The organism is Gordonia sp. CPCC 206044, assembly GCF_048537895.1.
In the GTDB taxonomy this organism is placed as follows: Bacteria; Actinomycetota; Actinomycetes; order Mycobacteriales; family Mycobacteriaceae; genus Gordonia.
The window spans coordinates 58,040-79,680 of the sequence record NZ_JBCLVL010000016.1 but is presented as its reverse complement, the minus strand read 5'-3'; the positions used below and the strand labels follow the sequence as shown (position 1 = coordinate 79,680).

Here is a 21,641-nt window from a genome sequence, read left to right as displayed (position 1 = left end):
TCATCGAGCCTAGATGCTGTCGTTGAGAGCTTTGATCGGCATCGACAGATCCGTCAGCAGATCGAGGTCGTCCTCGGCGGGTCGTCCCAGGGTGGTCAGGTAGTTGCCGACGATGACGGCGTTGATACCACCGAGGATGCCCTGTTTGGCGCCGAGGTCGCCGAGGGTGATCTCACGGCCACCGGCGAAACGCAGGATGGTGCGCGGCAGGGCCAGGCGGAATGCGGCGACCGCCTTGAGCGCCTCCGAAGCGGGCAAGACATCCAGCTCCCCGAAGGGAGTCCCCGGACGCGGGTTGAGGAAGTTCAGCGGAACCTCGTCGGGTTCGAGGGCGGCGAGGTCGGCCGCGAACTCGGCGCGCTGCTCGAGACTCTCGCCCATACCGAGGATTCCGCCGCAGCAGACCTCCATGCCGGCGTCGCGCACCATACGCAGCGTGTCCCACCGTTCTTCCCACGAGTGGGTGGTGACGACATTCGGGAAGTGGCTGCGGGCGGTTTCCAGGTTGTGGTTGTAGCGGTGGACGCCCATGTCCTTGAGCTGGTCGACCTGCTCCTGGGTGAGCATGCCGAGGCTGCAGGCGATCTGGATGTCGACCTCGTTGCGGATCGCCTCGATCCCGGCGGCCACCTGGCTGAGCAACCGCTTGTCGGGGCCGCGCACCGCCGCGACGATGCAGAACTCGGTGGCCCCGGTCTTGGCCGTCTGCTTGGCCGCTTCGACCAGCGACGGGATGTCGATCCAGGCGCTACGCACCGGAGATGCGAACAGACCCGACTGCGAGCAGAAATGGCAGTCCTCGGGGCAACCGCCGGTCTTCAACGAGATGATTCCCTCCACCTCGACCTCGGGGCCACACCACGTCATCCGGACGTCGTGGGCGAGCTGGAGCAGTTCGGTGAGCCGTTCGTCGGGCAGGCGCAAGACCTCGAGGACCTGGTCGCGATCGAGCGGCTCGCCGCGGTCGAGGACCTGGGTGCGGGCGAGATCGAGAATGTCGGTCGTGGCGGGTGCCTGGGTCACGAGAGAACTCCTTCGGTGGGCTGGTCGATGTGGTCGGAACGGGTGGTCCGCGGAGGAAATCCGGTTGCTGTCGCGGGAAATCCGGTTGCTGTCGCGGGATTTTCGGTTGCTGTCGCGGGATTTTCGGTTGCTGTCGCGGGGGTTGTGGTTGCTGTCGCGGGGGCGATCAGTTCGGTGTGCAGCCAGGTGGGGTCGAACCAGGAGGGCGCGCGACGTCGGAACTCGGCAGGATCGAGATTGCCTGCGCCGGCCGGCACGGCCCCGACGATGGGCACCCCTGTCACGCGCGGCAGGTCGACGCGATTACACGTCATCGCGAGATCCGGCTCGGCAGGCCAGGAGCCGATGACCAGACCGGACGGACGCAGTCCGCGGGCGGTGATCGCCGCGACGGTGAGCTCGGCGTGGTTGAGCGCCCCCAGACCGGCCGGCACCACCACGACGACGTCGGCGTCGATCTCCTGCGCGACGTCGAGCAGGGTGAGGTCGTCGGCCAGGCGGACCAGCACACCACCGGCACCCTCGACGATGGTCAGGTCGTGCTCGCCGGACAGGCCGGCCACCGTGGTCCGCACGGTGCCGAGATCCAGTGCGGGCAGACCGGAACGACGCGCCGCGGTGTCGGGGGCCAGCGGCTCGGGATAGCGCACACACTCGGCCGTCGTGACGGGGCCCGCGAGTGCGGTGACGGTGGCGAGGTCGCCGGGTTCGTCGGCCTCCACACCGGTCTGCGCCGGTTTGCACACCGCGGTGCGGACGTCCCGGTCGGCGACGGCCGCGACGAGGGCTGCGGTCACCACGGTCTTGCCGATGTCGGTGGAGGTCCCGGTGACCGCCAGAACCCGGCCGCCCGCGCGGATCATCGGGCACCCACCTGATGCAGGGCGTCGACGACCACGCGTGCGACGTGGTCGACGACGGATGTATCGAGGTCGGCGCGCACGGTCAGCCGCAGCCGCGACGTTCCGGCCGGCACCGACGGCGGCCGGAAGCACCCGACGAAGACCCCTCGGTCGCGGCAGGCCGTGGCGGCGGCCACTGCATGCTGCGGCTCACCGATGATCAGAGAGATCACGGCGGCGGCCGGATCGTCGGCTCCCACGGCACGGGCGAGCCGAGAGGCGTTCTCGTGCAGCCGGTCCGGCATCGACGGATCGGCACGCAGCAGTTCCAGCGCGGCCCGGGCGGCGCCGACGGCGGCCGGATTGAGCCCCGTGTCGAAGATGAAGGTCCGGGCCCGGTCGATGAGATGCGAGCGCAACAGTTCCGGACCGAGTACGACTCCGCCCTGCGCGCCAAGCGACTTCGACAACACCGTGGTGACCACCAGATCCGGCGCACCGGAGAGGCCGAGTTCGGCGACGAGACCGCGGCCACCGGGCCCGCGCACGCCGAGCGCGTGGGCCTCGTCGACGAGCAGGGCCGCACCGCAGTCCCGTGCTGCCGCATGGAGTTCCGCGATCGGTGCGGGCGCACCGTCGATGCTGTAGACCGAGTCGGTGACCACCAGGGCGCGCGATTCGGTGCGGTCGCGCAATGCGGTCCGCACCGCGTCGTGGTCGCCGCGCTCCACGACCACCACGCGCGCCCGTGACAGTCGGCAGCCGTCGATCAGCGACGCGTGTGTGCCGGTGTCGCTGACGATGAGGTCACCGCGTCCGACCAGCGCGGTGATCGCACCCACGTTGGCCAGGTACCCCGACGAGAATGCCAGTGCAGCAGGGAATCCGAGGAAGTCGGCGAGTTCGTTCTCGAGCGCGACGTGTGCCGCGGTGGTGCCCGCGACCAGACGTGAGGCCGTCGAACCGGCACCCCACGAGTCGAGTGCGGCATGCGCCCCGGCGATCACCGCCGGGTGCGTCGACAGTCCGAGGTAGTCGTTGGACGCGAGGTTGATCATCGTCGAATCGGTCTGCCGGACAACCGGTTCACGGTGCAGGCCGGCGTCACGCAGGCGGACCGCTTCGTCGGCGAGCCAGGCCAGCGCGTGATCGCCGGTGGCGCTCGGCCACCTGTCGACGAGAGATGGGGTGGCGTCCGATACCTCGGTGGTCGTCATGGTCTCGCTCCGGCGATCAGGTCGTGGGACAGACAGGCATCGACCGCGGCGCGGACGCCGCGGGTGATCGCGTCGATGTCGTCGTCGGTGCACACGAAAGGTGGCATCACATAGATCAGGTCGCGGAAGGGGCGCAGCCACACCCCGGCGTCGACTGCGGCTGCGGTGGCGGCCGCCATGTCGACCGGACGGTCGAGTTGCACGACGCCGATGGCACCGAGCACACGTACGTCGGCGACGCCCGGCAGGTCGATGAGACCGTCCAGACCTCGCCGCAGCCCGTCCTCGATGGCGCAGACCCGCGCACGCCACGGCGACTCGAGCAGCAACTCGACGGCCGCCACCGCGACCGCGCAGGCCAGCGGATTGGCCATGAAGGTGGGGCCGTGCGCGAGACCACCGGCCTCGCCGCGACTGATCTGCTCGGCGATGGCCGTGGTGCACAAGGTGGCGGCCAGCGTCAGATAGCCACCCGTCAACGCCTTGCCCACACACATGATGTCGGGACTGACACCGGCGTGGTCGGCGGCGAACAACTCGCCGGTGCGCCCGAACCCGGTGGCGATCTCGTCGAAGATCAGCAGGACGCCCGCGTGGTCGCAGATCCGGCGCAGTTCGCTCAGATAGCGCGGGTCGTGAAATCGCATGCCGCCCGCGCCCTGCACGACGGGTTCGACGATCACCGCGGCGAGTCGGTCACGGTGCTCGGTGACCGCGCCCTGCAGCACCGACACGTAGTCGGGGTCGAACCCGACCGGCGGCGCGGGCACGAAGACCTGTTCGGTGAGCACGTCGGTCCACATCGAGTGCATGCCGCCGTCGGGATCGCAGACGCTCATGGGGGTGAAGGTGTCCCCGTGGTAGCCACCTCGCCAGGTGAGCAGGCGGGTGCGGCCGGGTTCGCCACGGCTGCGCCAGTACTGCAGGGCCATCTTCGTGGCCACCTCGACCGACACGGACCCGGAGTCGGCGAAGAACACCTTCTGGAGCGGAACCGGAGTGACCGACACCAGTAGTTCCGCGAGTCGCGCGGCCGGTTCGTGGGTGAGGCCGCCGAACATCACGTGTGACATCGCTCGCACCTGCTCGGTGACGGCGTTGTCGAGGACAGGGTGTCCGTAGCCGTGGATCGCGGCCCACCACGAACTCATCCCGTCGACGAGGTACCTCCCGTCGGCGAGTTCGAGGCGCACGCCGTGTGCCGCCCGAACGACGAGTGGGTCGGTCGCGGGAGGCATGGCGCCGTACGGATGCCAGATGTGCTCGGCATCGATCCGGCTGATGGTTGCCTCGTCCACGGTGCAACTGTCCTTCGGTCTCGGGGCGACAGGTCCTGGACACTGTACAGGCCTCTCCTGAACGGTGTACAGGACCGGTCGGAGACTCGACTACCCTGACCGCGTGAGCAACAACCGAGCCGACGTCTTGCGCGCGGCCCGCGACATCCTCACCGAGCACAGCCTGGCCGACCTGTCGATGCGTCGCCTGGCCTCGGATCTCGGCGTCCGGCCGAATGCGCTGTACTGGCATTTCCCCAACAAGCAGACGCTGCTCGCCGCCCTCTCCGACGCCATCCTGGGCGAGGTGGCCACCCCACCCGACGCGCTGCCGTGGGATGAGCGCCTGGCCTTTCTCGCCACCGGGATGCGCGGGGCCTTGCTGTCGGTCCCCGACAGCGCCGAAGTGGTGTCGTCGAGCTGGGCCAGCGGCCTGTCTCCCAAGACGATCGCGCACGATCTGGCCGACGTGGCCGCCACGGGTGGCGGTCTCAGCGACCGTGATGCACATGCCGTCGCGACCGCGATCTGTCAGCTGGTGATCGGCCTGACCATCGAAGAGCAGACCCGCGCTCAGATGGAGCGGATGCAGGTGACCGGACCCTCCGATCGGGACTTCACGGGTGAGTTCGCCGATGGTCTCAGCGTGATCCTGGACGGCGCCCGGACGCGTGCCGACACCCGACCAGGCGGGTAAAGAGTTGGGAAAGTAAAGGTCAGACGGGGTGTGTCGGGGCCCGCCCGATGCGGTTTTCACAGCCCGGGCATGTAGATTTGCATCCCGACAGCCGCCCGATGGAGCATCGAGCGGCCCCGCGGAGCCGTTTCGGCGGACCCCTCGAGACATCCACATAGCCGAGACAAGGAAGTCCCACCGAGACAGTGGCAGCCCCCACCCAGACAGCCCACGCCGAGCGGCCGGCCACCACCAGCACCGTGCCCGCCTACCGCACCGACCTCGACGGTCTGCGCGGTATCGCGATCACCCTGGTGGCCTGCTTCCACATCTGGTTCGGCCGGGTCTCGGGTGGTGTCGACGTCTTCCTGACGCTGTCGGGCTACTTCTTCATCGGTTCGCTGTTGCGACATGCGATCCACAGTCAGGCCGCGCACGTCACCTTCCGGGACACATTGAACCCCTGGCCGCGACTCAAGCGCCTGCTCCGACGGCTGTTGCCCGCCCTGTTCACCGTCCTGATCGCCGTCGCCGTCCTCACCGTGGTGGTGATGCCGCAGACGCGATGGGTGAACATCGGGCACGAGTTGGTGGCGAGCGCGCTGTATTACCAGAACTGGCACCTCGCCCTGAACTCGCAGGACTACCTGGCCGCCAGTTCGGCGAACAGCCCGTTGCAGCACATCTGGTCGATGTCGGTGCAGGGTCAGTTCTTCGTCGGCATGCTGCTGATCGCGCTGGTGTTCGCCGGCATCGTCAAACTGGCCCCCCGCGTGATTCCCGCACTCTCCGACCCGCGCGCCGTCCGCGCCCTGGTGGCGACGGGTGTCATCGGGCTCGCCGCCGTGTCGTTCTACTGGGCGCACATGCGGATGGCGGTCAATCAGGAGTTCAACTACTACGACACGTTCTCGCGCCTGTGGGAGCCGTTGGCGGGTGGTCTGCTGGCGATCTGGCTGCCCAGCTGGCGGGTGCCGAGATGGATTCGCAACTCGCTCGCGCTGATCGGCCTCGGTCTCATCGTCACCTGCGGCTGGTGGATCGACGGCGTGCAGTCCTACCCCGGTCCGAAGGCCCTCGTCCCGGTCCTGTCGACGCTGGTGATCATCTGGGCCGGCGCGACCGCGTTGGAGAAGCCGCGACCCGGCCGCGACGACCCGCAGTCGCTGCCCGCCGTCAACCGGGCGCTGGCCACCCGAGTGCCGGTGTGGCTCGGCACCATCGCGTACTCGCTGTACCTGTGGCACTGGCCGCTGCTGATCTTCTACCTCACCTGGCGCGACAAGAACGACGCATCGGTGCTCGAGGGCGTCGTGTTGATCGCGCTGTCCCTCGTCCTCGCATGGCTCACCAAGCGCTACATCGAGGACCCGCTCCGTGGCGGCGGCCGGTCGAAACTCACCGAGGCCCCCACACACGGCAGACCCCGCTGGCTCGGATACGCCTCGGTGGTCACCTCGATCCTGGTGGTGGCGACGCTGGCCACCGGTGTCGGGATCAAGGTGTGGGAACGCCATGTCAGCAACATCCAGGTGGACACCAAGAACCTCGACCCGCGCCTCTATCCGGGAGCGCGAGCACTGCTCAACGGCTATCCGGTCCCGGCACTCGATCCGCAGCCGTCACCGCTGATGGTGATCAAGGACTTCCCGGAGACCTCGACAGACGGCTACATGAGCAGCTTCGAGGATCCGGAGATCCACGTCGGCGTCTACGGTGATCCGAACGCCACGAAGACGATCGCGCTCATCGGCGGTTCACACGCGGAGTTCTGGATCAGCGCACTCAACACCCTCGGGATGCGCAACCACTTCAAGGTGACCACCTACCTGAAGATGGGTTGCCCGATGTCCACCGAGTTGGTGCCCAAGCAGCAGGGTGTGCCCTATCCCCAGTGTCACGACTGGGTCATGCGGGTGATGAAGAAGGTCAAGGCCGACAAGCCCGACGCGGTCTTCACCAATTCGACCCGGCCGCGCGATTACCAGTCCGGCGACTGGGTGCCGCCGTCGTACCCGCCGATCTTCGACGAGTTCCTCGGCGCGGGTATCTCGGTGCTCGGCATGCGCGACACCCCGTGGCCGAAGGGACCTCAGGGTGCGATCGACACGCCGACCTGTCTGGCCGACGGCGGTACCGCAGAATCCTGTGGCACCCGACGGGCGGCGGCTCTGGCCCCCGAGGATCCGGCCCGCGAACTGGCCCGGACGCGTCCGGATTTCCACCCTCTCGACATGACCGCAGGAATCTGCAACGAGACCCTGTGTCCGGCGGTGGTCGGCAACATCATCGTCTACAAGGACTGGCACCACCTGAGTGCGACGTACGTGCGCAGCCTCACCGATGAACTCGGCAGACAGCTGGCACTCGCATTGCCGTGGACCGGCCCGACGGTCCCCTGAGGCGAGATCCACCGCACCGCACTCCGAGATGTACGAGAGGCGGCCGCCCGCTAGTGTCATCTCATGGATTCGCCGAAGACACCGGCTTCCGGCGCGTCGGTCTCCGATGCCGTTGATCCGGAGCACGCCGAGCCCGCAGGGGTGACCGACGTGCCTGCCCCGACCGACATCTCCGAACCCGAGGTCGACCGCACACCGTTCATCGTCTGGCCCGGCACGCCCTATCCCCTGGGCGCAACGTATGACGGTGTGGGAACGAACTTTTCGTTGTTCTCCGAAGTCGCCAGTGCCGTCGACCTGTGTCTGATCGACGACGACGGCACCGAACGACGCATCCGCCTCGAAGAGGTCGACGGCTACTGCTGGCACTGCTACCTGCCCAACGTCGGCCCCGGACAGTTCTACGGGTTCCGGGTGCACGGACCCTACGCGCCCGCCGAGGGCCTGCGCTGTGACCCCAGCAAGCTCCTGCTCGACCCGTACGGCAAGGCATTCCACGGCGCTTTCGACTCGGACCCGTCGCTGTTCTCCTACCCCATCGCCGGGTCCGACGCACCGGACGAAGCGCCCGAACCGTCGACCGACACGGCCGCACCCGACGACACGGCGGCAGACGACCCGAGCCCCGACAGAGTCACGACTGCCGGGGACACAACTGCCGGGGACACAGCAGCCGAGAACTCCGGCGTCGACTCGGGGCGGGTGCTCCCGGTCATCACCCGCCACCCCGACGACATGCCGCAGCTCGACTCGCTGGGCCACACCATGCTCTCGGTGGTCATCAATCCGTACTTCGACTGGCAGAACGACCGTTCGCCTGGGCGGCCCTACCACCAGACGGTGATCTACGAGGCACACGTCAAGGGCATGACCGCTACACATCCGGACATCCCGGAGCATCTGCGCGGCACCTATGCCGGGCTCGCACACCCGGCCATCATCGACCATCTGAAGTCGCTGGGCGTCACCGCGATCGAGTTGATGCCGGTCCACCAGTTCATGCAGGATTTCGTGCTGCTCGACCAAGGACTGCGAAACTACTGGGGCTACAACACCTTCGGCTTTCTCGCGCCGCACCTCGAGTACGCATCCAATCCGGAACAGCCGGCCGGCGCGGTCACCGAGTTCAAGGCGATGGTACGGGCGTTCCACAAAGCCGACATCGAGGTCATACTGGACGTGGTCTACAACCACACCGCCGAGGGCAACCACCGGGGACCGACCATCTCGTTCCGCGGAATCGACAACGGCGCCTACTACCGGCTGGTCGACGGTGACCCCGAGATGTACATGGACTACACGGGGACCGGCAACAGCCTCAACGGCCGCCACCCGCACACCCTGCAGTTGATCATGGACTCGCTGCGCTACTGGGTACTCGAGATGCACGTGGACGGGTTCCGCTTCGATCTCGCCTCAACACTCGCGCGTGAACTCCACGACGTCGATCGACTCTCGGCGTTCTTCGATCTCGTCCAACAGGATCCGGTGGTCAGCCAGGTCAAGTTGATCGCCGAACCATGGGACATCGGCGAGGGTGGATACCAGGTCGGCAACTTCCCGCCGCTGTGGACGGAATGGAACGGCAAATACCGCGACACCGTCCGCGATTACTGGCGCGGCGAGCCGGCCACCCTCGGCGAGTTCGCGTCCCGGTTGACCGGGTCGTCGGATCTCTACGAGGCCACCGGTCGCCGACCGCTGGCCAGCATCAACTTCGTCACCGCGCACGACGGCTTCACCCTGCGAGATCTGGTCTCCTACAACGAGAAACACAACGAGGCCAACGGGGAGGACAACCGCGACGGAGAGAGCCACAATCGGTCGTGGAACTGTGGCGTCGAAGGACCGACCGACGATCCGGAGATCCTCGCGCTCCGCAGCCGACAGCAACGCAACATCCTGGCCACGCTGTTCTTGTCCCAGGGCACCCCGATGCTCGCCCACGGCGACGAAATGGGACGAACCCAGCAGGGCAACAACAACGTCTACTGCCAGGATTCCGAACTCGCCTGGATGGATTGGTCGTTGGCCGAGAAGAACGCCGACCTCCTGGAGTTCACCCGCACGGTGATCACGATGCGCAATCGGCATCCGGTCTTCCGGCGGCGCCGCTTCTTTGCCGGTAAGCCCATCCGCTGGGGAGATCAAGCGCTCGACATCGTGTGGTTGACCCCGTCCGGCGAAGAGATGACCAGTGCCGACTGGGACAGCGGTTTCGGCAAATCGTTGGCCGTGTTCCTCAACGGGGACGGTATCGGCGAGAAGGACGAGCGCGGCGAGACGGTGGTCGACGACAGCTTCCTGATCTGCTTCAACGCCCACTTCGAGGACATCGACTTCCTCACCCCGTCGTCGGTGGCCGGCGAGTGGGTCGGAGTCCTCGACACCACCCACCCGACAGGTCACTCGGACGTCACCGCAACCCACGACGAGCCCGTCACCGTGGGCGCCCGTTCCGTCCTCGTCCTGCGCAAGACGGCGTGAGCGCCGACCGCATCGCCGGCGACCGGCGGGATCCGGTGGCCACCTATCGGATTCAACTCACCGCTGCGTTCGGCTTCGCCGAGGTCGTCGAAGTCCTCGACGAGATCGCCGATCTCGGCGTCAGCCACCTCTACCTGTCGCCGATCGGTCGGGCGATGGCCGGTTCGACGCACGGCTACGACTGGGTGCCACCGCCGCGGGTGGCACCGGAACTCGGCGGCCTCGACGCCCTGCGGGCGTTGCGCCGTGCCGCCACCGAGCGCGGTCTCGGCATCATCGTCGACATCGTGCCGAACCACACCGGAGTCGCGGACGCGCTGCAGAATCCGTGGTTCGGCGACCTGCTCCGCTACGGTTCTGCCTCGCGGTACGCAACATGGTTCGACGTCGACTTCGCCGACGACAACGGCGCCGACGGCAAGATCGCCCTCCCCGTCCTCGCCGCCGACGGCGATCTGTCGGTCCTCGCCGTCGACGACGGGCACCTGCGCTACCACGACCACGTCTTCCCCACTGCGCCGGGCACTTCCGCGTCCGGCACGCCGGTCGACATCCATGAACGCCAGCATTATCGACTCGTGCCGTGGAACAGCGGCCTCATCGGCTATCGACGATTCTTCACCGTGAACGAACTCGCGGGGCTGCGTCAGGAGGACCCCGAGGTCTACACCGCCACGCACCGATGGCTGATCGACCTGATCGACGACGACGTCATCGACGGCCTGCGGGTCGACCACCCCGACGGTCTCTGGGATCCGCAGGCCTATCTGCAACGCCTGCGCGGCGACGTCGGCGATCACCATCCCATCTACATCGAGAAGATCCTGGCGCCCGACGAAGACCTGGAACCGTCTCTGCCCGTGGAGGGTACGACCGGCTACGACCAACTGCGGGTCATCGACGCGGTGTTCACCGCGGCCACCGGGGTCATCGAGCTCGACGAGGTCCACGACCGTTTCACCGGCCTGTCCGGTGACTCCGCGTGGTTGCAGGCCGCCGAACGGGACCGCAAACTCGCGGTGCTCGGTGAACAGTTCCCGGCCGAGTCACGACGCCTGGTGCACGCCATCACGCACTCCGATCCGGACGCCGACGACAGCGCGATCGCGAGCGCCGTCGGCGAGCTGATCGCCGACCTCGGCGTCTACCGCGCCGACTATCCGTCGTTGCGGCGGCGTCTGGTCGACACCGCCGACCAGATCGCTGAGCGCACACCGCAACTCGCGCCTGCGCTGCATCGGGTCGTCGCGGCGACGGCCACGCCGGGCGCCGCCTCGTCGCGACTGGCGCAGACCTGCGGTGCGGTGACCGCCAAGAGCGTCGAGGACAGCCTGTTCTACCGGACCGCCAGACTCGTCAGCGCCCAGGAGGTCGGCGGCGACCCGGCACATCCGTCGCTGTCGGTGCGCGAGTTCCACGAACACAACGTTCGTCGCGCGCGGAACTGGCCGCGCGCCATGACCGCACTGTCCACACACGACACCAAACGTGGGGAGGATGTCCGTGCCCGCATCGCGATCCTCGCGCAGGTGCCCGAACGATGGTCGATGCTCGCCCAGCAGATCTGGTCGCGCACCCCACCCCCACACGATCTCACCGGCTATTTCTTGCTGCAGAACATCATCGGGGTGTGGCCCACCGACCGTCCGGTCGACGAGACGCTACGTGCACGACTGCGTGCGTACGCACAAAAGGCTGCACGCGAGGCCGGATTGCGTACCACCTGGACCGACGTCGACGATGCCTTCGAACGCGATCTCGCCATCTGGATCGACGACGTGACGAGCGGACCGACCGGTGCCGCGATCGCGTCCTTCGTGGAGACGATCACGCCGGCATGGCGGTCGGAATCGTTGGCCCGCAAGGCCATCTCGCTGCTCGGCCCCGGCGTCGGCGACATCTATCAGGGCACGCAGTGGTGGGAGGACTCGCTCGTCGACCCCGACAACCGGCGGCCCGTCGACCATCGACGGGACACGGATCATCCGAAGGCCCGACTGATCCGGACGGCATTACGGGTCCGTTCCGATCATCCGGGCGCATTCGGTCCGGGCGGCACCTACGTTCCGATCCACGGCGACGGCCCCGGCGCCGACCACGTGGTCGCATTCGGCCGCGGTGTCGCCGACGACGTGCAGGTGGTCGTGGTGACCGCCCGATTCACCTACAGTCTGTCCGACGCCGATCAGGCACGCACCTCACTGACCCTTCCGCCGGGCCGCTGGGTCGACGCCGCGACCGGCGAAACACACGGCGGTACAGCCACTCTGGCCGAGTTGCGTGCAGTCGGTCCGGTCGCGATCCTGTCGACTCGGTAGCCGAGAGGCTCGTCCGTCAGCCTGCCGGAGCGGGTGCCGGCGCGGGCGCGGACTGGTTCTGCTGCCCCTGCTGACCCTGCGGCTCACCGATACCGGCCTGGGCACCGTCGAGCTTCTCGACCAACCACTTGCCGTCGACGTTGCGGAGGTTCAGCCAGATGAGCATCAGTTCCTTGCCGCCCTTGGGGGCGAGCGTGCTGGTGCCGGTCACCTCCATCAACACACTGGTCTTGGCGGTCTCGGAGTCGAAGTTCTCCACCGACACCGACTTCACCGTCGGCGTGGCCTTCACGTCGAGTTCCTTGACGGCCTTCTGACCGTCGGACTGTTCCTGCTCGAGGTGCTTGCGGAACTCCCCCGTGGACAGCGGCCCGAGGAGTTCCTTCATGCTGCCGACGTTGTCGGTGTTCATGGTGCTGACCAGCTTGATGGAGAACTCCTGCGACGCCGCCTTGCTGTCGTCGAAGGCGGCGAGCCGCGCACGCTGGTCGTAGTAGCCCCACCCGAGGACGACCACTCCTACGACGACGGCGATCGCCAGCACCGCGGCGAGGACCTTGGCGAGTCCCCCGGTGGTGAAGGTCAGCGAGATCTCGCGTCCGCGCGAGGTCCCGGCGGCGGGCTCGTCGTCGGCACCGGCACTCTCCTGTGCGGCACCGTCGGCGGTGCCCGACGTCGTCTGCCGAGCCCGCCGCGCGGCACTCGTCCTCGCCGACTTCGTCTGCGGCTTGCGGGCCTCCCGCGCGGGGTCGGTGCCCTCGGTGTTGTCGGTGTTGTCGGCGCTGTTGTTGTCGGCGCTGTTGTTGTCAGGTTCGCGAGACTCGGCTGCCTCGTCGGTGTTCTTGTCCTGCTCGGTCATTCCTACTCACTTGTCCAACGGCACGGTCCGCGCGTTCGGGTCGTAGTTCGGGGGCGGGCCGGCGGTGTCGTCACCAGGCGGGCGAGGCGCGTTCGCGGACCCGCGTATCTGCTGCTTGGGATCTTCGGTCACACAGTACAGATTGGTCGGCACCGTCAACTGGAGGATCTTGGTCGGTCGGGTCGGCGTGACGGCATAGTTGCAGCTCGGCCGAGGGAAGATCGACCCGAACGCCCACCATGCGCCGTCGTGGAACATGGTGAGGCTCTTGATCGAGGCGTCCCGGATCGACGGCAGCAAGTTGGCGATGGCCGGTGCGCGCAGTGCGCCCTGCCGAGCGACGTCGACGAACTGCTGCAACACGTCGGTGATCGGGTCACGGATCTGATTCAACGATCCGGTGAGGCTGGTCAGCTGCGACGGGCCGCGGCCGAGCAATGTCCGAATCTCCTTGTCGGAGGCCACCGCGGCGTTCACGATCGTGCTGAGCGAGTTGACCGTGGTACCGAGGTCCGGCTGGATGTCGGCGGTCGTCTTGAGAATCGTTCCGGTGTCCGAGATCAGTTTCTTGGTCTGTGGCAACACCCGCGCCAGATCGGCGAAGATGGTGCCGCCGGAGATGAACAGCGCGCGCAGATCGTTCTGGCCCGTGCTGTCACCGCCGAGTGCCACCTCCAGGTTGTCGACGGCCGACCGGAGTTTCACCGGGTCGATCTGCTCGACGACATCGAGCGACGACTCCAGCATGGACGGGAACGGGGCGGTCACCCGGGTCTGGTTCACCTCGATGACATCACCGTCGCGGAAGTACGGTCCGTCGGCCGTCGGGGGCTCGAAATCGACATACTGCTCACCTGCCGCCGACATGCCCAACGCCGCGACCACGGAGTTGCGGTTGATCTTCACGTCGTCGTGCACCGACACCTTGACGTCCACCGACTTCGGTTGCACCCGAATCGATTCCACGTCCCCGATGCGCGCACCGCGCAACGTCACACCCGAGGTCTCCTGCAGGCCACCGGAAATCGGGAAATGCACGGTCAGACCGTATGTCCCCTTGAACGGATCCCACCGCAGCGCGCCGAACGACAGATAGGCCAGACCGACGAGCATCACCAGGATCAGGCCGATGTTGCCGACCAGGACCGAATGCTTACGCACCCACGTGAAGGGGCCAGAGATCATGCTCATCCGCAGCAACCCTTCGTTCCGGTCAGTCGGGCGAGCAGGCGGGTGAGTGTCTGCTGCAACGCTTCCGAGCCCGCATCCACATCTCCGAGTTCGGGCAGACGACTCGCCGAGTCGAAACCGACCCCCGGGTTGATGTAGTACACCTTCGCCGACAGCGCTGCCGCACTACCCGGCGTCGACTTGACCCACTTCGGGGTCAACTCCCCGAGGTTGTCGGCCAACGGCCCGAGCGTCCCGGCCGCGTCACGCAGACCGTTCAGGGCCGTCGAGAGATGTGCGATCAGCTCGACCAGGTTGTCACCGTCGGCATGCAGGAAATCGTTGGTCGCCGCGGTGACCCGGTTCGTCTTGTCCAGAGTCGTCAGGATCTGGCTGATCTGGCCGTTCACCGCGTTGACCGCAGGCGCCAGCTTGTTGATCGACGCCATGATCTGGGAACGTCCGGCAGCCAGCTGATCGGTCAGGGTGCGGGTGTTGCGGAACGACTTGTCGACCTCGGCGGAGTTCTCGTTGAACTTCGTGATCGCCGTCGTCAGCCCCTCGATCGACCCCGACAACGCGTCGGGACTCGGTGACACCGCGTTGCTCAACTCCGTCAGGATGACCTGGAACGAGCTGAGCGAACCGCTGTCGACCAGGCCGGCCGTGCTGACCAACAGGTCTTCCACGGTCGCCGCGGCAGACGTCGGCCCGTTCAGCGAATCCCCGTCTGCGAGATAGCCCGTCGGCGCCCCGGCCGGCGGTAGTAGCGCGACGAACACATCGCCGAGGGGCGTTGCCTGCCGGAGCTCGGCCCCGGTGCCGTTGGGCAGGCGGGACGATTTGCTGACGTCCATGGTGACGACGGCGGTGTAGTCCTTGGCCACGATGTCGGAGACCTGACCGACGTCGGTGCCGTTGAGCTTGACCTTCGCCCGGCCGGGCAGATTGAGCGCGTTGTCGAACTTGGCGGTCAGCTTGATCGAGTCGCCGATACCGCCCGGAGCGGGCAGCGGGATCTGCTCGACGGTCAGTCCGGGCACGACACCGCAGCCCGACATCGCCAGCACGGCGGCGACCAGACATGCGGGGACGAGTCTCCGACGCAGCCGGCTGCGGCCGGTGCCGTCTCGTTGGATTCGGAAGGGCGTGAGCGGTTCTCGCGTCATTTCGTCAACTCCAGCATCGCCGAGAAGACACCGAGATCGGGTCCGAAGTCCTTCAACTGCCCGGTGCGGCAACCATTCTTCTGCAGGTTGATGGCCTGACAGAACGTCGACAGCGCTTCGGAGTCCAGCAGCGACTTGTCCAGCAGCACCTGCGCTCGCCACGCCCCCTGTTCGGCAGACACCGAGTTGCTCAGGTTCTGGAACAGCAACGGCCCCACGTCGATCGCCTCGACGACCTGCCGGGAGAAGTCACTGAGGTTGCCCGCCAATGCCGCCAGTCTCCCGGTCGACGAGCCGATCGTCGACGCGTTGTTCTGCAGGAAGACGGTGGTGTTCTGCAGTGCGGTGTTCAGGTCGCCCAGCGTCGCCTGCAACCCCGGGGCCTGCCCGTTCAGCAGCTGCGCGACGTCGTTGATCGAGTTGGAGAACGCCGTCATCTTGGGATAGTTCTCCACGAGTGTGGTGGTGAGCGACTGCACCGTCCTGATGATGTCGACCAGGGCGTCACCGTTGCCGGACGCCACCTGGGCCGCTTTGCCGAGTTCGTCGAGGGCCGTACGGATCCGCTCACCGTTACCGCTGGTGATGCCGGAGGTGATGTCGATCAGATCGGCGACCGGCCCCTCGCCCGGAGCGTCGCCGGACAGGGACTTCACCAGGCTGTCGATCGAGTCGAACAGATCTCCGACGGCCACCGGGCTCTTGGCCTGCTTGATCACCGAGCCGTCGGTGAGTTTGGGGCCACCGCCGTATGCCGGCGTGAGTTCGATGTGGCGGGTGGTGACGATCGAGGTGTTGACGATCGCCGCGGTCGCGTCGGCGGGTACCGGCACGTCGCCGTCGATGGTGAAGGTCACCTTGACCCGATTCCCCTGCTCCTCGACGCCGGTGACCTGGCCGACCGGCATGCCGAGCACGGCGATGTCATTGCTCTTGTAGAGGCCCGCGACGTTGTCGAAGTAGGCGGTCACCTCGATGGCCGATCCGAAGGCCGCCGACCAACTCGCCGGGATGAGCGAGCAACCTGACAGTCCGAGGATCGCGAACAGGGAGACCGCCACCAGCGACAGCGATCGTTTCGCCCCTCGGCGCGTGGTCGTGGTGGTGGTCGTTGAGGTCAGCATCCGTCTACCACCCGTGCCAAGCAGAGCCAGTTGTCCGGGAAGATCCCCCAGGGCAGGTAGCCGTTCGCGTAGGGACCGTCGCCGATCACGTTGTTCGTCAATCGTGCGGTGACCGGCAGGATCTCCAGGAGCTTGCGCAGATTGGCGCGGTTCTTCTCCAACCCCTGGGACATGGTGTTGAGGTTGGCCATGATCGGCGCGAACTGGTTTCCGTTCTCGCGGGCGACCGCACGCGCCTGCTCGGTGAGTTCGGCGATGCCGTCGAGCATGCGGGTCACCAACGCCTCACGGGCGGTGATCTTCTCGGCGAGCTGGCGCCCCTGCCCCACGATCACCGACAGCTGCGCCTGCGAATCGTCGACGATCCCGGTCACACTCTTGGTGTCCTTGACGAGCTGGTTGATCTGGTCTCGTCGGTTGGTCACGACCTTCGACATGGCGGTCAGCGAGTCCAAAGTGGGTTTGGTGATCGCCGGAGCGCCCGCCAGCTGCCGATTGAGGGTCCGGATGCTGTCGGCGAGGTCCTCGTCGTCGATCCCGGTGATGATGGGGGCACCCTGCTCGATCGTCTTCTGCAGATCGTAGGGAACGCTGGTCTGCTGGATACGACCGTCGGCCGCCGGCGACGACGAATCGCCCAGCGACACATCGACGTAGCGTTGCCCGAGTAGCGTGGACATCTTGATCGCCGCCGATCCGTTCGAGGTGACATCGACGTCGCTGTTGACCTTCATGGTCACCTTCACATGGTTTCCGGCGAGCTCGGTGGCGCTGACCTCGCCCACGTCGACGCCGGCCACGCGCACCTTGTCGCCCGGACGGATACCACCGGCCTGCGCGAAGTCACCGGTGTAGGTCTTCTTGCCGATGTGCGCCTGCGCCAGACCGGTCACGGCGAGCACGAGCAACACGATCACCACCGCACCGGCGATGCCGTACCAGAATCGACGGTTCTCGTCGAAATGATTGCGCCAGCGTGTCATTGGCACACCACCGAATGCTTGGTCCCACCGATCTTGTTGATGATGCCGGGTGGGAAGAGGACGTCACCGATCGCGATGTCGAGATCGCAGGCGTAGATGTTCAGGTAAGACCCCTCACCGAGGACCAGCGGGAAGTGCCCCAAGAAGATCGGCAGCTGTTGTGCCATCCGATCGAGCTTGGCGCCGTTGCGGATCAACGTGTTGGTGGCCGACCGTGCGTCGGTGGCGGCGGCCTCCAGGTCGTTGCGACTACGCCCGAGCACGTCGGCGAAACCTGCTGCGGTCTGCCCGATCTGGTTCACCGACTTGCCGAATGCCGCCGAATTGGCGTTCAGGTTCTCGATGAGCGTGGAGATGCTGTCGATCACCGTGCCCACCTGGTTGCCCTGGCGCGCCAGGTCGCGCATGACCGCGCTGAGGTCGCCGACGATGGCGCCGATCACCTCGTCGCGGTTGGCCATGTCGTTGGCCAGGTTGCCGACCTCGGCGACCGTGTTGCTCAGCGAGACCTTGTTGCCCTGGAACGCCTGTACCAATCCCTCCGACAACGCGTTGACCTGTTCGGGTTTCAGCGTCTCGAACACCGGCTGGAACCCGGCGAGCAACCGGGTCACGTCGAAGGAGTCCTCGGACGGTTGCTGCAGCGCAGCGCCTGCGGGCAAGGGCTGCCGATCGGGCGCCTCGACGGCGGTCAGCGACAGATAGCGCTGGCCGATGAGGTTCTGGTAGCGGATCGCACCCTTGGTGGTGTTGTACATCGGCTGGTCGGTCTGCACATCGAAGACGACCTTGGCACGGCCGTCGTCCAGCGACACATCGCTCACCCGACCGACGCGCACGCCGGCCATCCGCACGTCGTCACCCTTCAGGAGTCCGGACGCGTCGTTGAAATAGGTGGTGTAGGAATTGGTGTCGCCCGACACCGAGCGCTCCAGCGTCGACCAGATGATGTAGGTCACCAGCAACGCGAGCACCGCGAACAGCGAGAAGCCGATGAGCGGCTTGCGGATGGAGGACTGACCCTCACTCATCGTCCACCTCCCTGCCGTTTCGGCGCACCCGGCTTGATCGTCGACGACTGGACCAGCGGGCCCAACATCAAGGTGTCGGCGGCGTTCGGTTTCCGTTTCAGCGCTTCCCCCAGGGTCTTCTTGTCCGACGATGTCGTCACCGCACCGAAAGCAGCGGCGTTACGACGCATTCCGTCGGACGGATAGATCATCAGCGGCCCCGAACTGGTGGGCCCGGTACCGGTACCCGGTCCGACGCATCCCGGCCCACGCAACTGGCCGTACGGTCCGCCGTTGTAGACCGGGCAGTTCTGCCGTGAATAGCGCTCGAACGCCCCGAACCCGACGCCGATGTTGAGCTGGGCGTGGCCGTTGACCCCGGTGAACACCGTCAGCACCTTGGCGGCGAGGTTGTTCAACGCATCAACGGCCTGCGGCAGCGCCTCGGGTTCGAGCACGGCCGCACCGATGGTGCGGTTGAGGTCGGCGACGACGCGTTTGCCCCGGTCCCCGTTGGCGGCGAACAGCGCCTGCGTCTCGTCGAGCACCCCCTGGCCAGCCGAGAGCACCGCGGTCAGCTCCTGCTGTTTCTCGGCGATCGTCATGGCCGGGATCACGCTGCGACCCAAGGTGTCCAACAGCTTCGGGGTGGACTGCGAGAGCCCCCGGACCGCGTTGTTGAAATTGTCGAATCCCGAGGGCGCGCCCGGCGGGAACTGGGCGTTGATGGTGCGCCAGTAGTTGTCCAGCAGCGGCACGAACGCACCGAAGACGGCGCCACCACCCTTCAACGCATCGGCGAGTGTCCCCAGCACCGACGCCAGATCCTCCGGCGGAACCGCCTGCAGCAGGGTGCGCAGCTCGTTCTGGGCGTCTTGCAGACGGATGGTGGGCAGCGACGTGTCGGCGGGGATGGTCGTCCCCGACGACACGTGGTCGCTGCTGGGCTGCGCGGGTGTCACGAACTCCACCGAGTTCACACCGAAGAGGTTCGACGGAACAGTGCGGGCGGTGATGTTCGCCGGGATACCCGACGCCTGATCCGGCTCGATGTCGATCTCGACGTTCTTGAACTGCCGGTTGTCGGGTCCGACCTTGTCGCTGAGGTCGATGGCCTGCACCGATCCCACGATGAGGCCGTTGTACCGGACGTCGGCCCCATCGACGAGCCCGTCACCGACGTCGGTCATCTCCGCGGTCACCGGGACTGTCGAGGTGAACGTGCCCTGGTAACGCAGGAACAGCAGCACGAACAGGATCAGCAGTGCGACGAGGAACGCAACGCCGCGCAGAACGTATTGCACGAGTGAGGGATTGCGCCCGTCGGTGTCTATCTGCATCGGAGCATCCCCCTAACCCGATATCTTGATTCCGGGCGACGTGCCCCAGAACACCAGCGTGAGAATGAGATTGGCGAAGACGATCACGATGATCGCCATGCGGATCGCGTGACCGGCGGCCACCCCGACGCCCTCCGGTCCGCCCGAGGCGAAGTAACCGTAGTAGCACTGGATGAACGTGGTCAGCAGGACGAACACGATCACCTTGACGAACGACAGCACCATGTCCCAGGAGACCAGGAACTGGTTGAAGTAGTAGAGATAGGTGCCCGCGCCCTGACCGCTCTGCAGTTGGAACATGACCTGGCAGGCAAGATAGTTGGCGGCCAGCGACACCGCATAGAGCGGCACGATCGCCAACACGGCCGCCGACATCCGGGTGGTGACCAGATACGGCAGGGGCCGGATGGCGATCGATTCGAGCGCGTCGATCTCTTCGCTGATCCGCATCGAGCCGAGCTGAGCGGTGAACCGACAACCCGACTGTGCGGTGAATGCGGTCGCCGCCAACAGCGGTCCGATCTCACGGGTCGTCGCGAACGCCGACAGACCGCCCGTCACCGGGGACATGCCCAGCAGGTTCAGCGCGGTGTAGCCCTCGATGCCGACCGTGGCGCCGCCCATCACGCCGAGGATCACCATGACCCCGACGGTGCCGCCGCCCACGACGATCGCCCCGTTGCCCCAGGCGACATCGGAGAGCAGACGCCAGACTTCCTTGCGGTAGTGCGTGAATGCGATCGGCACCGCACCGATGGACTTCACCAGGAAGGTGATGAGGTGCCCCATCGCGGCGAGGCTGTTGCGCGGGGCGCGATACAGACCGCGAGCCGCGGCGAGCGGCCGTAGCGCGGGCGGGACGTACCGTGATGCCGTCATCTCACACCACCTTCGTCGGCACGAGCATCGCGAACAGCTGGGTCAAGATGACGTTCACCGTGAACAGAAGGAGCACAGAGTTCACCACGGCGGCGTTCACCGAGTTGGCCACGCCGGCAGGCCCGCCCTTGGTGGTCAGTCCCCGGTCGCACGCGACGACGGCGACGATCGCACCGAATATGACCGCCTTGAGGATCGCGAACGCGAGGTCGGAGGTGGAGGCGAAGGACGCGAACGTGCCGGTGTAACTGCCCGGTGTCCCGCCTTGGAAGTAGACGTTGAAGACGTAACCGGTGATGAAACCGACGAAGCAGACGAATCCACACAGCAGGAAACTGACCACCATGGTTGCCAGCAGCCGCGGCGAGATCAGCCGTTGGATCGGGTTGACCCCCATGACCTTCATGGCGTCGATCTCGTCGCGGATGGTCCGCGACCCGAGGTCGGCGGCGATGGCCGACCCGACCGCGCCGGCGAGCAGCAGAGACGTGACGAGCGGGGCACCCTGGCGGATCACGCCGAGACCGGTGGCCGCACCGGAGAACGAGGTCGCACCGACCTGTCCGGCGATGTTGGTCACCTGGATGGACACGATCACGCCGATGGGGATCGCGACCAGCAGCGTCGGGAACACCGAGGTGCTGGACATGAACGCGCACTGCCGGATGAACTCCCCGAACGGGAAGCGCCGCTTGACGATGTCGACGATGAGCACGCGGAAGACCTCGACGAACATGCCCATCTGACGGCCGAACGTGTCGAACGAGGCCATGACATGGTCACGAAACCATCTGCGTACCGCGCCCGAGCCCGCACGTGTCGGCCTCTCGTCGGAGGTCACCGCGTCAGTACTCAAACCCCTACC

17 protein-coding genes are annotated in these 21,641 nt (G+C 66.6%); 4 read left to right on the top strand and 13 right to left on the bottom strand.

Features of this window, described 5'->3' with window-relative positions; translation table 11 throughout:
- Positions 1-9 precede the first annotated feature (9 nt).
- Genes bioB through AAFP35_RS21725 form a run of 4 tightly spaced genes read right to left on the bottom strand, consistent with a single transcriptional unit; the run spans position 10 to position 4,380 of the window.
- A complete protein-coding gene (gene bioB / locus AAFP35_RS21740) occupies positions 10-1,023 on the bottom strand; it encodes a biotin synthase BioB (protein WP_419223738.1) in 1,014 nt (337 codons plus the stop codon).
- On the bottom strand, positions 1,020-1,886 hold the full coding sequence (gene bioD / locus AAFP35_RS21735) for a dethiobiotin synthase (RefSeq protein ID WP_419223737.1): 867 nt from the start codon (positions 1,884-1,886) through the stop codon (positions 1,020-1,022). The genes bioB and bioD overlap by 4 nt, the downstream gene beginning before the upstream one ends.
- A complete protein-coding gene (locus AAFP35_RS21730; protein ID WP_419223736.1) occupies positions 1,883-3,082 on the bottom strand; it encodes an 8-amino-7-oxononanoate synthase in 1,200 nt (399 codons plus the stop codon). Before AAFP35_RS21730 ends, bioD begins: the two co-directional genes overlap by 4 nt.
- The gene (locus AAFP35_RS21725) at positions 3,079-4,380 is read right to left on the bottom strand and encodes an adenosylmethionine--8-amino-7-oxononanoate transaminase (protein WP_419223735.1); all 1,302 of its coding nucleotides are present in this window, start codon (positions 4,378-4,380) and stop codon (positions 3,079-3,081) included. The genes AAFP35_RS21730 and AAFP35_RS21725 overlap by 4 nt, the downstream gene beginning before the upstream one ends.
- Before the next feature lie 103 nt (positions 4,381-4,483).
- Here AAFP35_RS21725 and AAFP35_RS21720 point away from each other — a divergent pair, with 103 nt between their 5' ends.
- The 4 genes from AAFP35_RS21720 to treY all read left to right on the top strand — a co-directional run bounded on the left by AAFP35_RS21720 (position 4,484) and on the right by treY (position 12,242).
- Positions 4,484-5,056 (top strand): TetR/AcrR family transcriptional regulator, encoded by a 573-nt coding sequence (locus tag AAFP35_RS21720; protein WP_419223734.1) that lies wholly within the window; start codon positions 4,484-4,486, stop codon positions 5,054-5,056.
- Between the two features lie 185 nt (positions 5,057-5,241).
- Positions 5,242-7,437 (top strand): acyltransferase family protein, encoded by a 2,196-nt coding sequence (locus tag AAFP35_RS21715; protein ID WP_419223733.1) that lies wholly within the window; start codon positions 5,242-5,244, stop codon positions 7,435-7,437.
- Between the two features lie 63 nt (positions 7,438-7,500).
- On the top strand, positions 7,501-9,924 hold the full coding sequence (glgX, locus tag AAFP35_RS21710) for a glycogen debranching protein GlgX (RefSeq protein WP_419223732.1): 2,424 nt from the start codon (positions 7,501-7,503) through the stop codon (positions 9,922-9,924).
- Positions 9,921-12,242: a malto-oligosyltrehalose synthase gene (treY, locus tag AAFP35_RS21705; protein WP_419223731.1), complete on the top strand. Its 2,322-nt coding sequence runs from the start codon at positions 9,921-9,923 to the stop codon at positions 12,240-12,242. Before glgX ends, treY begins: the two co-directional genes overlap by 4 nt.
- A gap of 16 nt (positions 12,243-12,258) precedes the next feature.
- Here the strand turns inward: treY and AAFP35_RS21700 are convergent, their stop codons facing one another.
- The 9 genes from AAFP35_RS21700 to AAFP35_RS21660 are packed head-to-tail and all read right to left on the bottom strand — an operon-like array spanning position 12,259 to position 21,632.
- On the bottom strand, positions 12,259-13,101 hold the full coding sequence (locus tag AAFP35_RS21700; protein WP_419223730.1) for a hypothetical protein: 843 nt from the start codon (positions 13,099-13,101) through the stop codon (positions 12,259-12,261).
- A gap of 6 nt (positions 13,102-13,107) precedes the next feature.
- Positions 13,108-14,292 (bottom strand): MlaD family protein, encoded by a 1,185-nt coding sequence (locus AAFP35_RS21695; protein WP_419223729.1) that lies wholly within the window; start codon positions 14,290-14,292, stop codon positions 13,108-13,110.
- On the bottom strand, positions 14,289-15,440 hold the full coding sequence (locus AAFP35_RS21690; RefSeq protein ID WP_419223728.1) for an MlaD family protein: 1,152 nt from the start codon (positions 15,438-15,440) through the stop codon (positions 14,289-14,291). The genes AAFP35_RS21695 and AAFP35_RS21690 overlap by 4 nt, the downstream gene beginning before the upstream one ends.
- A complete protein-coding gene (locus AAFP35_RS21685) occupies positions 15,437-16,564 on the bottom strand; it encodes an MCE family protein (RefSeq protein WP_419223726.1) in 1,128 nt (375 codons plus the stop codon). Before AAFP35_RS21685 ends, AAFP35_RS21690 begins: the two co-directional genes overlap by 4 nt.
- Entirely contained in the window at positions 16,558-17,547 is a 990-nt protein-coding gene (locus AAFP35_RS21680) for an MCE family protein (RefSeq protein WP_419223725.1), read from the bottom strand. The genes AAFP35_RS21685 and AAFP35_RS21680 overlap by 7 nt, the downstream gene beginning before the upstream one ends.
- Entirely contained in the window at positions 17,544-18,578 is a 1,035-nt protein-coding gene (locus AAFP35_RS21675; protein WP_419223724.1) for an MCE family protein, read from the bottom strand. The genes AAFP35_RS21680 and AAFP35_RS21675 overlap by 4 nt, the downstream gene beginning before the upstream one ends.
- Positions 18,575-19,897, bottom strand: a complete 1,323-nt coding sequence (locus AAFP35_RS21670; protein ID WP_419223723.1) for an MlaD family protein — start codon at positions 19,895-19,897, stop codon at positions 18,575-18,577. The genes AAFP35_RS21675 and AAFP35_RS21670 overlap by 4 nt, the downstream gene beginning before the upstream one ends.
- Positions 19,898-19,909: 12 nt before the next feature.
- A complete protein-coding gene (locus AAFP35_RS21665) occupies positions 19,910-20,776 on the bottom strand; it encodes an MlaE family ABC transporter permease (protein WP_419223722.1) in 867 nt (288 codons plus the stop codon).
- A gap of 1 nt (position 20,777) precedes the next feature.
- The gene (locus AAFP35_RS21660; protein ID WP_419223721.1) at positions 20,778-21,632 is read right to left on the bottom strand and encodes an MlaE family ABC transporter permease; all 855 of its coding nucleotides are present in this window, start codon (positions 21,630-21,632) and stop codon (positions 20,778-20,780) included.
- Between the last annotated feature and the right edge of the window lie 9 nt (positions 21,633-21,641).